The sequence below is a fragment of the Achromobacter sp. SX5 genome (assembly GCF_056711425.1).
This window is the reverse complement of record NZ_CM160041.1, coordinates 3,685,643-3,699,015: the sequence shown is the minus strand read 5'-3', so window position 1 is coordinate 3,699,015 and position 13,373 is coordinate 3,685,643. Positions and strand designations below refer to the sequence as shown.

General features: G+C 68.4%; 8 protein-coding genes. All 8 read left to right on the top strand.

The features are described from left to right. The first annotated feature begins 10 nt into the window (after positions 1–10). Positions 11–346: a hypothetical protein gene (locus tag AC1M14_RS17305; protein ID WP_479730123.1), complete on the top strand. Its 336-nt coding sequence runs from the start codon at positions 11–13 to the stop codon at positions 344–346. Beyond that, the gene (locus AC1M14_RS17300) at positions 343–816 is read left to right on the top strand and encodes a hypothetical protein (RefSeq protein ID WP_479730122.1); all 474 of its coding nucleotides are present in this window, start codon (positions 343–345) and stop codon (positions 814–816) included. The genes AC1M14_RS17305 and AC1M14_RS17300 overlap by 4 nt, the downstream gene beginning before the upstream one ends. 10 nt (positions 817–826) lie before the next feature. Further along, complete coding sequence (locus tag AC1M14_RS17295; protein ID WP_479730121.1) at positions 827–2,017, top strand: tail fiber domain-containing protein; 1,191 nt, start codon at positions 827–829, stop codon at positions 2,015–2,017. Beyond that, positions 2,017–3,804, top strand: a complete 1,788-nt coding sequence (locus AC1M14_RS17290) for a hypothetical protein (protein WP_479730120.1) — start codon at positions 2,017–2,019, stop codon at positions 3,802–3,804. The genes AC1M14_RS17295 and AC1M14_RS17290 overlap by 1 nt, the downstream gene beginning before the upstream one ends. Then, positions 3,791–11,749 (top strand): LPD38 domain-containing protein, encoded by a 7,959-nt coding sequence (locus tag AC1M14_RS17285; protein ID WP_479730119.1) that lies wholly within the window; start codon positions 3,791–3,793, stop codon positions 11,747–11,749. The genes AC1M14_RS17290 and AC1M14_RS17285 overlap by 14 nt, the downstream gene beginning before the upstream one ends. A 63-nt stretch (positions 11,750–11,812) precedes the next feature. Continuing rightward, entirely contained in the window at positions 11,813–12,223 is a 411-nt protein-coding gene (locus AC1M14_RS17280) for a M15 family metallopeptidase (protein WP_479730118.1), read from the top strand. Beyond that, positions 12,220–12,741 carry a lysis protein gene (locus AC1M14_RS17275; protein ID WP_258231337.1) on the top strand — a complete coding sequence of 174 codons (522 nt, stop codon included), beginning with the start codon at positions 12,220–12,222 and terminating at the stop codon, positions 12,739–12,741. Before AC1M14_RS17280 ends, AC1M14_RS17275 begins: the two co-directional genes overlap by 4 nt. An 89-nt stretch (positions 12,742–12,830) precedes the next feature. Further along, entirely contained in the window at positions 12,831–13,073 is a 243-nt protein-coding gene (locus AC1M14_RS17270; protein WP_102771702.1) for a DNA-3-methyladenine glycosylase, read from the top strand. Positions 13,074–13,373 lie beyond the last annotated feature (300 nt).

The following is a 13,373-nucleotide window of genomic DNA, read 5'->3' as shown; positions in this document are numbered from 1 at the left end:
AAGGATCATCATGCAACAGCAGATCGAAAGCGTCATCCTCTCCAACGTCGGCAACCGCCTGACCCAGGAATTGGCCTATGGCCTGATTATGAGCGTTACCCATCTGGCGCAGCAGGCAGTGGAATCCGCGGTGAGGACCGCCACCGCTGGCGGCGGTGATATCGCTGACGCGGTCGGTGAGGCGCAGCAGCCGTCCGCCGCCGCGCAGCCCCCGATGGCTGGCCAGACCACCGCTTGCGTGGACCCCGCCTATGTCCGCACCGACGCCGATGCCGGCGCGCCGCCCACTGCGGAGAAGCCCCAGCGGGTAGGGAAGGCCCGCACTGCCCGGAAGGCGCGCCAATGAGCGCGCCTTTTTTTGACCAATCGGTGGCGCTGGAATGGATGCGTGGCAACGCCAGCGCGGTGGAGTTCCTGCGCGGGGCGTTCGCGGTCGCGCACTTCTACGACGACCTCATCGACCGGGACAAGGTCATCGATGACTCCCAGGTGCACGCTGCGATGTTCCAGGCGCTGGTGCTCATGCCGCGCAATGCCTTCTACCGGACGCACTTCGAAGATTTGAATGCGGTGCTGGCCAACGCGATCACCAACTGGCAGATCGCTACCGAACTGGAGCGCGCCGGCGGCACGCCGGGAAAGCGTACGGCCTACGTGCTGCGGGCCTCCTACGTCGACCTGGTCACCCATTGCGCGCTGCTGGTGGGCGGCCAGGCCTGGGCGCGCCAGGTTGGCGTCGAGGTGCGGCTGCTGGCGGAACCGTATGCCGAGTACTTGACCAACCTGGAGGCCGAGGCGGCCGCGCGAGGGGACTGAAATGGGTTGCATGTCGACGGAAGTGAAACAGGACCCGGCTGTCGGCCGGGCGCAGGAGGCCAACGCGCAGCTGGGCATGCGCGCCCAGGATCTGGCCGAGCGCAATTTCGAGTGGAACCAGCAGCTCACAGAGCAATTCGCGCCCACGTACGAGGCGCTGCTCAAGAGCGCGCTGGGCGAGGCCTCCAAGAACGCCGAGCGCGGCGACGATCAATGGAACCAGTACAAGAACGTGTTCCAGCCGATCGAGAACCGGATGGCCGAAGAGGCCATGAACTACGACAGCCCCGAGGAGGTAGCGCGGCGTGAGGGCCTGGCCGCGGCGACTGTCGGCCGGCAGTTCGACAACGCCCAGGCGCAGACCTCGCGCGAGATGGCGCGCATGGGCGTCTCGCCCACCAGCAGCCTGGGCAGCACGGCCATGACCGACCAGGCCAACGCCCGGGCTCTGGCGTCGGCGGGCGCCATCAACAAGGAACGCAACGACACCAAGCTGCTGGGCATGAGCCTGCGGGAGAACGCCGCGCGCTTCGGCCGCAACCAGACCGGCACGGGGATCGCGGCGTCGCAGGCGGCGCTGCAGGCGGGCAATTCCGCCACCGGCGTGATGGGAGCGCAGTCCCAGCAGGGCAATGCCGCCGGCACCGGCCAGGGGCTCATGGGCGTCGCCGGCGGCTCCTTCAACGCGATGGGCAACCTGGGGCTGGACCAGATGCGGATGCAGCAGCAGGCGAATGCGGCTGGCCAGTCTGGGCTTGGGTCGCTGATCGGCACGGGCCTGATGGCCGGGGCGATGGCCTTTTCGTCGAAGGAACTGAAAGAGGATGGCGCGCCGGTCGACGACGAGCAGGCGCTGGCCGGCCTCACCAAGGTGCCGGTTGAGAGCTGGAAGTATCGGAAGGGGGTGGCTGACGGCGGCGAGCACGCCGGCCCGTACGCCGAGGACATGCAGGCGCAGTTTGGCGACCAGGTGGCGCCCGCTGGCGTCGGCCTGGACATGGTCAGCGTGAGCGGCGTGCACCACGCCGCCATTCGTGCGCTGGCCAAGAAGGTGGCGAAGCTGGAGCGCAAGGGGGGAGGCGGCCGCGATGCTGGGCTGCAGCACACCGACGCGCCCAGTGAAGAGGAACGAGCCGCGGCGCTGCCGTCGGCATTGGCCGGCGATCTGTCGGCGGGACTGGTTGGACTGGAGAGGATCTGATGGCTATCGACGGAAGCTTTGCGGGCGGCCTGGCGGACGGGCTGCGAAACGGGATGGCGATCGCCCAGGTATATGACCTGTCGAAGGATCGCAAGCGTGCGCGCGAAGAAGAGGACCGCCGGAAGCGGACCCAGGCCGAGATTGCGGCGGCGATGGCTGGCGGCAACGAAGTGCGGCAGGGACCGCCGGGCCTGGACATGGTCCGGCCGGCGGATTCGGTCGCAACGGGGGCTGCTATGGGCAATGCCGTGGGCCTGCAGGCCATGCCGCTCACCACTCCTACGGCGCCGACCGCGGGCGCCGAATCGTCGATGGGCGCGGTCGGGCTGGGTGACGTCTTGGCTGGCTCGCAATGGGGCACCGGCACCTCCGTTCGCCAAGGTGCTTCGCCGCTGGCGTCTGCGGCAGAAAAAAAAAGTCCTGGGGCGGGTGATTTCCTAGGGGGTGGAGAGTTCGGCCAGATTGCTGACGGCCTGACGCGGGCCTACCGCAAGGCGCTGGAGCTGGGCGAGCCCGGGCAGGCGATGGAGCTGCTGGCCAACCGCGAGCGCTTCATCGGCAAGCATCGAGAGGAGGCGTTCGCGGCCGCGCAAAGCCAGTATCAGCTGACCGGTGACCCGAACTCCTATGTGCCCTTCGTCAACCGTTTTATGCCGGGCGGCATCGAGGTGAAGTCCATCAAACGCCGACCCGAGCAGGCGGGCGGTGCGCCGCTGTACGACTTTGTCGGCGTCGACACCGCCACCGGCAAGGCGATCCAGCAGCCCATCAGCGAACACATGCTCCAGAGCTTCGTACAGAGCATCAGCGACCCGAAGGCGCAGCAGGCGATGGTCGCCCAGCAGGCCAAGCTGCTCTTTGATGCGGAACAGAAGCGGCGCGAGCTGGTCCTGGCCAGCGACCTCAAGACGCAGGAGGAACTGCGCAAGCCCCGCCTCGTGGGCAAGGATCAAACGCTGTATGTGCCCGACGGAAAGGGGGGCATGCGCGTCGGCGCCGAAGGCAGCGAGGCAGGCAAACCCAAGATGGTCACCTCGGACAAGGACTTCGCCAACTTCGTGATGCGGATCAACAAGGTTGACAGCCTGGAAGGCCTTGAAGGCGACGAGCGCAAGCGGGTGAGCGGCCTGATTACCGTGGGCGAGAACATCAACCGCCTCAACGCGGGCACGCCGGCCGGGCAGGTTCTCACCCCGGGCAACCTGGCCTCGCTGGCGCAGCAGGTGCAGGAAGGTACGGCCGAGATCATGCCCATCCAGCTGGGCGACCGGCAATTCGGCTTCGGCGTCGAGCATGAGGGCCGGCTGGTACGTCTGCCGGTGTCCGTCGTCCCCAAGGACGTGCAGGACAAGATCCGCGCGCGGCTGCAGGGCGGGGAGGGTGGCGCGAATGGAAGCACCGCGGCGGCAGCACCCAACCCGGCAAGCGGCGCTCAAGCTGCTGCGTCCGCTCCCGCCGTGCCGCCGACCGCCAGGCCTGCCAGCCCGACGACGCCGCCGGCAGCCGAAAGCGCCGAGGGGGCGCAGCTCGACGCGGCGCGCGCGCAACTGCGCCAGGCGCAGGACAAGGTCCGTCAGCTTCGCACCAAGCCGCCCGGCCTGAAGGCTGGGGAGCAGGCGCGCGCCCAGCACGCCGAACTGCTGGCGCAGGCAGAACGTGATGTCGAGCTGGCCCGGATGGCCGAGCAGGCCGCGGCTGATCGCTGGGCACGCGCGACCGAAGGAACTGAAATCACGCGCGCCGCAATGGGGCGCCCCAACGTAGAGGGTACGAATGAACAACTTTGAAAATCCCGCTGACGGGATCGAGTTCAAAGACGAGGTCACCGCGCGCCGTGATGCGGCTCGCTCCAATCTTGGCGTGAAGTTTTCCGACGCCGGCGCGCCGGCTGGCACGATCGGCACGGCCGCGCAGTTCACCTTTCGGGTTGCCGACTTCGCGCAGCCCCTGCAGGAGGAAGGCGGCATCGAGTTTGTGGACTTCCCCAAGACGCTGGCCGGCGGCGCCATCAAGGGCGCGGGCAGCGCCGTGCGCGGCGCGGGCAAAGTGGCCGAAGGCCTGGGCCGCGTGGGCGTGACCGCACTGAACCAGGCATTCGACGCAGGCCTGGAGCTGCCTTCGAACCCGCTGGAGGGTGCCGCCGATGCCACCCAGGAGCTGGGCGAGCGCGTGCTGGCATCGCGTACGGCGGAGGCAAAGCGACGCGAGGCCGATTCCCAGCCCGATGGCGACCTCGACAAGCCGGAAACCTGGACGCTGGGCCGCGACCCGTCCGTATCCGGCCTGGCGCTGCAGGGCCTCAACGCGCTGGGCAGCAGCGCCGTCCCGATCGCGGCGTCTCTTGCGGCGGGCCCGGCCGGCGTCGGCGCGCGGATGGCGGCCGGCGCTGCCGCCGGTGGCGCCCAGGGCGGCGGCAACGCCATCGAGCAGGCGCGCGAGTTGATCGACGGCATGGACGATCAGGAGCTGGCGACCGCGTCGTCTGCCTACCGCGACCTGGTCGCGCAGGGCGTAGCGCCCGCGCAGGCGCGCGCCCGCGTGCGCGCCGACGCGGAGAACGCCGCATTCGCGCGCACAGTCCCGGTGACGGCTGCGGGCGGCGCGGCGACGGGACGCATTCTTTCGCCGGCGGGCCGCGTGCTCGGTCAGCGAGGGGTGCTTGCGCAAACCGCGGGCCGTGCCGGCCTGGCGGGCACGGAAGAGGCCACCCAGGAAGTGGGCGAGGGCGTCGCCACGCAGACAGGGATCAACGCGGGCGCCGGCATGGAACTCGATCCGCTGGCTGGATCGTTCGGCAATGCCGCGCTGGGGTTCGTGGCCGGTATGGGGCCGGGCGCGGTGCACGGCGCTGCTGACGGCGCGCGCAGCCGCGGCCTGCCGACTGCCCCGAGTATGGAGGCTGGCGACGTCGTGCACGCGAGCGGCAAGCCTTTCGTGACCGCCAGCGCGGCGCGCCAGCGTGCGGCAGAGCTGGGCGAGGGCGCGCAGGTTCTGCGCTACGAGAACGGGTTTATCGTCCGACCCGGCCGTCCGGATACGGCGCAGGCCGAGGCGGTGCCGCGCGATGAGCAGACCGCGGCGTCCTACGCGCAAGGCGAGCAGGTCCACTGGAAGAACGCTGACCACGATGTTCCGGTGGAATTCGTCCAGATGGAGCCGGAGGTAGGCTCCGACGGCCGGCAGTACGCCAGGGTGCGCGTCAACGGCCAGGAATCTTTCGTCCCCGCCGATGAGCTGGCGAAAGCGCCCGAGCAGCAACGGGCAGAGCCGGAGGCGTCGGATGGTCGGCAGACGTCGGATGCCGGCGCGTTCACGCGCGGCCAGCAGGTGTACCTGCGCCAGAATGGCCGCGAGCTGCCCGTGGAATTCGTGGGCGTCGAGAGCAATGCGGCGACGGCGCGGCCCGGCGGTGAGCCGCTGGCCAGGATTCGGACTGCCGACGGCCGCGGGCACTTCGTGCGCCTGTCGGAGCTGGCCGCCGAGCCCCTGCCCGGCAATGCGCTGCGCGATGCCGTGAATGGCCCGGCTGCGCTGGAGCGGCCCGAAGCCTTCCCCGTGCTGGACGGGCCTGTTTCCCGCGACGCGCTGCCCGCGCCGGAGGGTTACGCCGCCGGCGACGGCTTCACCACGGGCGAGTCCTGGCGCATGCCAGCCAATGCGCCGCGCGGTATCCGCAACCACAACCCGGGCAACATCCAGAAGGGCGTGGGCTTCGATGGAGAGATCGAGGGCAACGACCCGCGCTTTGCGACTTTTCGGACGCCAGAGGACGGTATCCGTGGCCTGGCGGTCAACCTGTTGACCTACCAGCGCCAGCACGGTCTTGATACGGTTCAAGGGATTATCGACCGGTGGGCGCCGCCGTCCGAGAACAATACGGGCGCGTATGTCCGCGAGGTGGCGCAGGCCCTGGGCGTTGATCCGAACCAGCAGCTGGACCTGAGCAACCCGGAGACGTTGAGGGGGCTGACGGCCGCAATCATCCAGCACGAGAACGGCATGCAGCCGTACACCGACGCCCAGCTGCAGGAAGGTGTGGGCGCAGCGCTCAAGGGTGCACCCGCGCGAGGCGCGCTGCCGGCCCCGGTCTACCAGGTCGACGGCGAGGGCGTGGCGGCCACCACGGGCCAGCGCGACGCCGAGCTGGCGCGCCGGGCCGCCTTGGGCATGACGCCCGACGTCGCCGAAGCCGGCCAGCGGCACCCGGGCGCGGCAACCGACACGGCTGCCCACGAAGCGGCGACGTCACCGCTGAACGACCTGCCCGAGCCCACGGACGCCCAGAAGGAGGCCGGCAACTACAAGGTCGGACGCACGCGCGTGTCCGGCCTGGAAATCTCGGTGGAGAACCCCGCAGGATCAGAGCGCCGCGGCACCGCGCCGGACGGCACGCCCTGGGCGAACCGGATGGCCGGCCACTATGGTTATATCCGCCGTACCGAGGGCGCCGACGGCGATCAGGTCGACGTGTTCGTGCGGCCGGGCACGCCGCCCGACTTCAGTGGGCCGGTGTTCATCATCGACCAGGTCAACCCGGCCGGTGGCGGCTTCGATGAATCCAAGGTGATGCTGGGCTACCCGACCCAGAAGGCGGCCGAAGAAGCCTACCGGGCCAGCTACTCGCCCGACTGGAAGGGGATGGGTCAGGTGACCCGCATGGAAATGCCGGCGTTCAAGCAGTGGATGACGAAGGGAGACACCACGAAGCCGGCCGCCGATGCGAACCTGGGCACGCTTAGCCCGGAACCGTCCGGTCAAGCGACTGCCGCCAAGGCGCTGCCGAGCACCCGAAGCCCGGCACGCGCTATCACTTTGGAGCCCGGGCCCGATGGCAATTTCGCCGTATCTGTGGAAACCAGGGAGGTCGGAAGGTTGCCCGTCGAAGGTGGCGTGCTGACCTCCCGGGACCAGGTGGCCAGCGCATTGGCGTCGCTGCGCAAATCACCGCAGGAGCAGATGGTGGCGCTCTTCACGGATAAAGACGGCCGGCCCATCAGCATCCTGCGCCATACCATCGGTAACAAGAGCAGCGCCGGCATTGTGCAAGGTCTGATCGCCGGTCACGGCGCGCGGTTGCGTGCGGCCGCCAACGTCTGGCTAGCTCACAATCATCCCAGCGGCAATCCGAAGCTGTCGAAAGCGGACATCCAGGCCACCGAGCGTTACCTGAGCCTGGCGAGTGGAGGTAAGGTCAAACTGCGTGGCATGCTGGCAATCGGAAAGTCTGATTATGGCCACTATGACCCGGAATCGGGCGAACTAGGCTCGGCGAAGTTGCAGCCCACGCGACGCGGCACAACCATCCCGGTGACCGAACGGGTATTCCAGCAGCGCGCCACTCTGGCAAAGAGCATTGGCGGCCCGGACGACGCCAAGCAGATCATGCGTGAAGTCTCTGGTGGGGAAGAGGGCATCATGCTGCTGAACGCGCAGAATGAGCCCATCGCCTTTGTGCCGATGACGGCGACCGAGATGGGAAAGCTGCGCGGCACCGGCGGCCTCGATAAGGCGCTTGCCGGATTGGAACGCTCGAATGCGAGCGCGGCGATTCTCAGCGTATCTTCCGCTACGAGCGTTGATGCTGCACAGAACCTTGGCCGCATGCTGAACGATGCCGACGTGCAAGTGCACGACATCATCGCGGGCGGCAAGTCGATGGCGAGTACTGGGCAAAGCACGGCTACATCCAAGGTATTCCAGTCGAGGGCTGCGCGGGAGGATGCCGGCGGCACCGCTAAGGTGACTGTGCAGGCTGGCGAGCAGGCGGCGCGCGACTTCATGTCGAAGCTGCCCGGCGCAGCCGGCCTACGTGTATCCGTTGTCGAGCGCGTTGACCAAATCCCTGAAGGGGCAAAGCCGTCTCCCCTGGCCGAGGGCGCCTATTACCCGGCGCGCGATGGCGGGCGGATCTACCTGGTGGCCGAGAACCTGCCCACGGTGGAACGCCTGCAGCAGGTGCTGGCGCATGAGGTGGTGGGGCATTTCGGCGTCGAGGCGCTGCTGGGTGAACGCTTCCGTGACGTGCTGGCCGACGTCCGCCGCCTGGCGCGCGCGCCGGACGGCGCGCAGATCCCGCGCAACGCCGGGCCCGAGCATCCCCATTACGCGACGTTTGAGGCGGTGACGCTGCGCTACCCGGATTATTCCGCCGAGAACCGGGCCCGGGAGGTGCTGGCGCGGATGGCCGAGCAGGGCAAGCGGCCCATCTTCCTTGAACGGCTGTACGGCAAGATCCGGTCGGCGCTGCGCCGCCTTGGGCTGAACCTGAAGCTGACCAACGCCGACATCAGGCAGATGGTCATCGACGCCGGCCGGTTCCTGCAGCGCGCGCCGGCGGCGCGCGTGAGCGCTGGCATGCAAGAGGCCGCGGCATCGATGGCCGCCAGCCGCGGCCAGGACCAGCGCGGCGCCGGCGTGACGATCGTGACTGGTTCGGAGTTCGGCACGTCGGACATGGGCGCCAAGGAACTGCGCGACGCCGCGCGCACCTGGGCGGCTGAACACCTGAAAGGTAAGGACTTCGTGAACCTGGCCACGGGGTGGCGAGTGCAGGTCAGCCAGCGGGGGATCAAGGAATCGCTGTCGCGCAGCGCGCGCGTGAGCAAAATCCAGTCGATGGCGGCGCTGCCGGGCCTGATCGAGCAGGCCATCCTGGGCCACTCGGAAGCCAATCGCAACAAGGAACGTGACCCGTTCACCCGCCAGGTCCACACGCTGTACGCGCCGGTGGAGATTGCCGGGCAGGACTACCTGGCGCGCCTGGTCGTGAAGGAAAGCGCCAACGGGCACCTGTTCTACGACCATGACCTGTCGGACGTGGTGGAAGCAAAGCGCCCCGACAATTCGTCCGCCGTAAGCACTCCCGCTTCCAATGCGGGCGCAGATCGGACGCCGTCAGGGCGTACTTTTACGGTAGAAGAAATTGCGGCCGCCGTCAACCGCGAGGGGCGCGCCGGCTGGGTGTTCGACCCTGGCGCGCAGGAATCGCGCCGCCGCGACGAGAAAGCCCCGCCAGCCGCGGGGCTTCGTGCTTCTGGGCCTACGGAATCGCGCGCCGCTGCCGGCGCCGCGACGGCCGGCGTACCGCCGATGCAGCCCGGCGCGCCGCGCGAGCCCAAGCGCGGCTCCCGGATTGCCCGGCCTGGCGAGTCGCTATCCGACCTCGAGCGGCGTCAGCGCAACAAGTTTTTGGGCAAGATCGGCGCGTGGGCCGAGCAGGACCCCATCAAGGAGCGCCTGGCCAAGGCCTCCGACCGTTGGCAGGCCAAGCTGGTGCAGGGCATCTTCGACCAGTTCGCGCCGCTCAAGGGCATCAGTGCCACCGCTTACATGCAGGCCCGCCTGTCCAAGGGGGCGGACGGCGCCGCCGAGTATCTGGTGCGGCACGGCGCGGTGAAGCTGCAGGACGGCGCGCTGGATACCGCCGGGGGCAAGGGCCTGGCCGAGATCCTGGCCGGCCTGAATGGCGAGCACGATCATTTCATGGCCTGGATTGCGGCAAACCGGGCCGAGCGCCTGGCGGCCGAATGGCAGGTGCGTTTCGAAAACGGCGTGACCGAGCGTTTCGCCAACGAAGCTGCGGCGCGCGCCGAGGCGGCGAAGTGGCCGGGCTCGAAGGCGGAGCCCGCGTCGCGCGAGCGCTTGTTCACGGCCGAGGATATCCAGGTCGGCAAGCGCCTGGCCAGCGGCAAGATGGCCGACGGCCGGGATCGATCCGTGGTCTATCGCCAGGCCCTGGACCAGTTCAACGAGCTGCAGCGCTCGGTGCTGGACGTGGCGCAGGAGGCGGGACTGGTGGACCCGAGCGCGCGCAAGCTGTGGGAAAGCGAGTTCTACGTGCCGTTCTACCGCGTCATGGAGGATGACGCCACGGGCACGATGGGCCCGGGCCAGATTGGTGGCCTGGTGGGGCAGCAAGCCTACAAGCGCCTCAAGGGCGGCACCGACAAGCTGGGCGACCTGGTGGCCAATACGGTGTCCAACTGGTCCCATCTGCTGTCGGCCAGCATGAAAAACCTGGCCGCCCAGGGCGCGCTGACGGAAGCCGAAAAGCTGGGCATCGCCTCGCGCGTGCGCCAGGCCGAGCGCGGCAGCGTGCGCGCCATGTTCGACGGCAAGGAACGCCACTACCTGGTGACCGATCCGTTGGTCATGAACGCGCTGACAGCGCTGCACTATGTTGGCTCGAATGATCCGTTCACAAAGGCGGCGCGCAAGTTCAAGCACGCGCTGACCGTGGGCGTGACGATCAGCCCGACATTCCGCGTGCGCAACCTGCTGCGCGATACCATCCAGGCGATGGCGATCGACAGCAACCTGTCGACCAACCCGCTGCGCAACCTGGCGGAGGGGTGGAAGGCAACGGGAGCCGAAAGCGATACCTGGCGCCGGCTGATGGCCGGCGGCGGCGCGGTGCGGTTCGGATCGTTCAACGACGGCAACGCCCGTAACGTCAAGCGCCTGGTGGACGAGCTGGGCGCGCATCCTGACGACGTCATCACGTCGCCGGCCGGCATGGGCCGCGCGCTGCGCAAGGCGTTCGACTGGTACCAGGAGACGGGGGACCGCTCCGAAACCATCAACCGCGCGGCCATTTACCAGCAGGCCCGCAAGGCCGGCCGCAGCCACCTGGAGGCGAGCTATGCCGCGCGCGATCTGATGGACTTCACCGCCGGCGGCACGTTCTCCGCGGTGCGGCTGCTGTCCCAGGTCGTGCCGTTCTTCAATGCGCGGCTGCAGGGCATGTACAAGCTGGGCCGCGGCGCGGCCGCCGATCCGGCGCGCTTCGCCGTGGTCACCGGGGCGGTGGCGATGGCGTCGGCGCTGCTCTACCTGGGCATGAAAGACGACGACGATTACAAGCAGCTGCCCGACTGGGCCCGCAACTCGTTCTGGATCACCAAACTGCCTGGTACGGATCGGCTCGTCTACATCCCCAAGCCCTTCGAAATTGGGGCGCTGGGCAGCGTGGTGGAGCGCGGCACCGAGCTGGCGTTCGGCGGCGATGATTTCCGCCTGGCGGACTTCGGCCGAACGGTGGGCGCGATTCTGAGCGATCAACTGGCCATGAACCCGGTGCCGCAGGCGATCAAGCCCGCGATGGAAGCCGCGTTCAACTACGACTCTTTCCGCGAGCGCGACATCGACAGCGTCGCGCAGCAGCGCATGCCGGCCGGCGACCGCTTCACCGCATCGACCTCCGCCGGCGCCGTGGCGCTGGGCCGCACCCTGGGCCTGTCGCCGCAGCGCCTGGAGCACCTGGTGCGCGGCTACTTCGGCTGGCTGGGCACGCAGGCGCTCAACGTCTCCGACTACCTGGCCCGGCCGTTGTCGGGCCTGCCGGAGAACCCCCGCCGCGACCTGGGACGCGTTGATAACTGGTTTGTGGTGGGCGACTTCGTCAAGGAGGCGGACCCGCGCAGCAGCAAGTACATCCAGCGCTTCTACGACGAACAGCGGGAAGTGAACCAGGTGTATGCCGCGTATTCCCAGGCGCGTGAGCTGGGCGACCTAGAGCGCGCCCGCGATCTGGCAGGGGACGATCAGCTGCGCCTGCGCGCCCTGTTCAAGGCCGCCGACAGCCAGCTGCGCGCCATCAACACGAAGATCAAGGCCCTGGAGCGTTCCAGCCTGCCGGCCGACGAAAAGCGCGCGCAGCTGGACCTGCTGTATCGCGCCCGCAATCGCCTGGCGGCGGTGGCGGACCAGCGCGCCCGCGCTGCGCGCCCGTAAGGCCACTGTCTGATTTCACACATCGCGCGCCCACGGGCGCGCTTTTTCATTTGAGGAGCAACCATGCCGGAATTCACTTTGTCGGCGCGCAGCCTGCAGCGCCTGGAGGGCGTACATCCGCGCCTTGTCGACGTCGTCAAGCTGGCGATCCAGCGCACGCCTGTGGACTTCACCGTGGTCGAGGGCCTGCGCACGGCCGAGCGCCAGCGCGAGCTGGTGGCCAAGGGGGCCAGCCAGACGCAGAACAGCCTGCACCTGCGGCAGCCCGACGGCTACGGGCGCGCCGTGGACCTCGCGCCGCTGGTGGGCGGGGCAATACCGTGGGACCGCTGGCAGGCCTTCGCCGACCTGGCCGACGTGGTCAAGGCCTGCGCCGCCGAACTGGGCACGCCGGTGGAGTGGGGCGGGGACTGGCGCACGCTGAAAGACGGCCCCCATTTTCAGCTGCCCCGCGGCTGGAAGGCGCCGGCATGATGGCCGCCGGCGTGAAGTTGGCCAGCGCGCTGGCAGGGTGGCGCGGCTACGCGGCTGCAGCGCTGGCCGGCGGTCTGATCGCAGGCGCCACGGCCTGGACCGCGCAGGGCTGGCGCTACGGCGCGGACATCGCCGCGATGCGTGCCGATGAATCTAACCGTGTGGCGGAAGCTCAGCGCCAGGCGCGTGAGATCCTGCAGCGGCGCTACGCCGAGGTGGGGCAGATCAACGAACGAAACGCGCGCGCCGAGTGGGCCGCGTATGGAGGGCTGCGCAGTGCGCAAATCGAAGATGACGGCCTGCGGGCTGATGTTGATGCTGGGCGCCAGCGGCTGCACGTCCGTGCCGCCTGCCCCGCCGCCAGCGGTGGAGTGCCCGAAACCGGCACCTCCGCCAGCGTGGATCATGGAGCCCGCGCCGAACTTGATCCAGCTGCTCGATCGGATTATTTCGCCCTACGAGCCGGAATTCGGCGGCTGACGGCGCAGCTGGAGGCGTGTCAGGCGCGGCTGCGCTAGCACCGCTGTACCGCCGAATCACCTTGGGTTTTGGGAATGATACTTGCGCATGACGTCCGCGACGTGACGGCGCGGCTCGCGAGGCTCGCATGGAAAAGGAAGACCTATTAGCGCAGATACTCACCAGGTCGGTACAGCTGGGCGATTTTGGAGACTGGGCGGATGTGCTTGGCGACTACGCCGGCTGCCTCTGGGACGTCCGGCACAAGCTGGAAGCGGAAGAATTTACCCGTTTTATTGACGTGGGCGCGGCTGTCTATCGAACACTGGCGCGCGCCGAAGCGTACCGACGCTCATCGGTTTGGAAGACTGATGTGAGCGACCGCCGCTGATGCGCAGACGCGTAACGTCCCGGGTTTTTTATGGGCAACAGCGACTGCCACCGAGCCGTCTGGCATGCGGTATTTGCCGCCGGACAGCCATTTCACTGTCTCGCCCGTGGCAAGGGTGCAAACGTACTGTGTGCTCGGAGCAGTCTCGGGGCTTCGCTTTATCACCAGTCGCCGCTCGACGCGGCACGTGGATCGATCAGGCATCTTCACAATGACGTCAGACAGCCGCGTGCCAGGCATATGTCTATCTCCCATGTGGTAGACGTCGCCCAGCGTGGAGTCCAGCCTATTGGGGACGCC

What these genes read in the sequence shown, in the direction of transcription:
- AC1M14_RS17300 (WP_479730122.1), top strand. Translation starts at nt 343, where the DNA reads ATGAGCGCGCCTTTTTTTGACCAATCGGTGGCGCTGGAATGGATGCGT.
- AC1M14_RS17285 (WP_479730119.1), top strand. Translation starts at nt 3,791, where the DNA reads ATGAACAACTTTGAAAATCCCGCTGACGGGATCGAGTTCAAAGACGAG.
- AC1M14_RS17270 (WP_102771702.1), top strand. Translation starts at nt 12,831, where the DNA reads ATGGAAAAGGAAGACCTATTAGCGCAGATACTCACCAGGTCGGTACAG.
- AC1M14_RS17275 (WP_258231337.1), top strand. Translation starts at nt 12,220, where the DNA reads ATGATGGCCGCCGGCGTGAAGTTGGCCAGCGCGCTGGCAGGGTGGCGC.
- AC1M14_RS17280 (WP_479730118.1), top strand. Translation starts at nt 11,813, where the DNA reads ATGCCGGAATTCACTTTGTCGGCGCGCAGCCTGCAGCGCCTGGAGGGC.
- AC1M14_RS17290 (WP_479730120.1), top strand. Translation starts at nt 2,017, where the DNA reads ATGGCTATCGACGGAAGCTTTGCGGGCGGCCTGGCGGACGGGCTGCGA.
- AC1M14_RS17295 (WP_479730121.1), top strand. Translation starts at nt 827, where the DNA reads ATGTCGACGGAAGTGAAACAGGACCCGGCTGTCGGCCGGGCGCAGGAG.
- AC1M14_RS17305 (WP_479730123.1), top strand. Translation starts at nt 11, where the DNA reads ATGCAACAGCAGATCGAAAGCGTCATCCTCTCCAACGTCGGCAACCGC.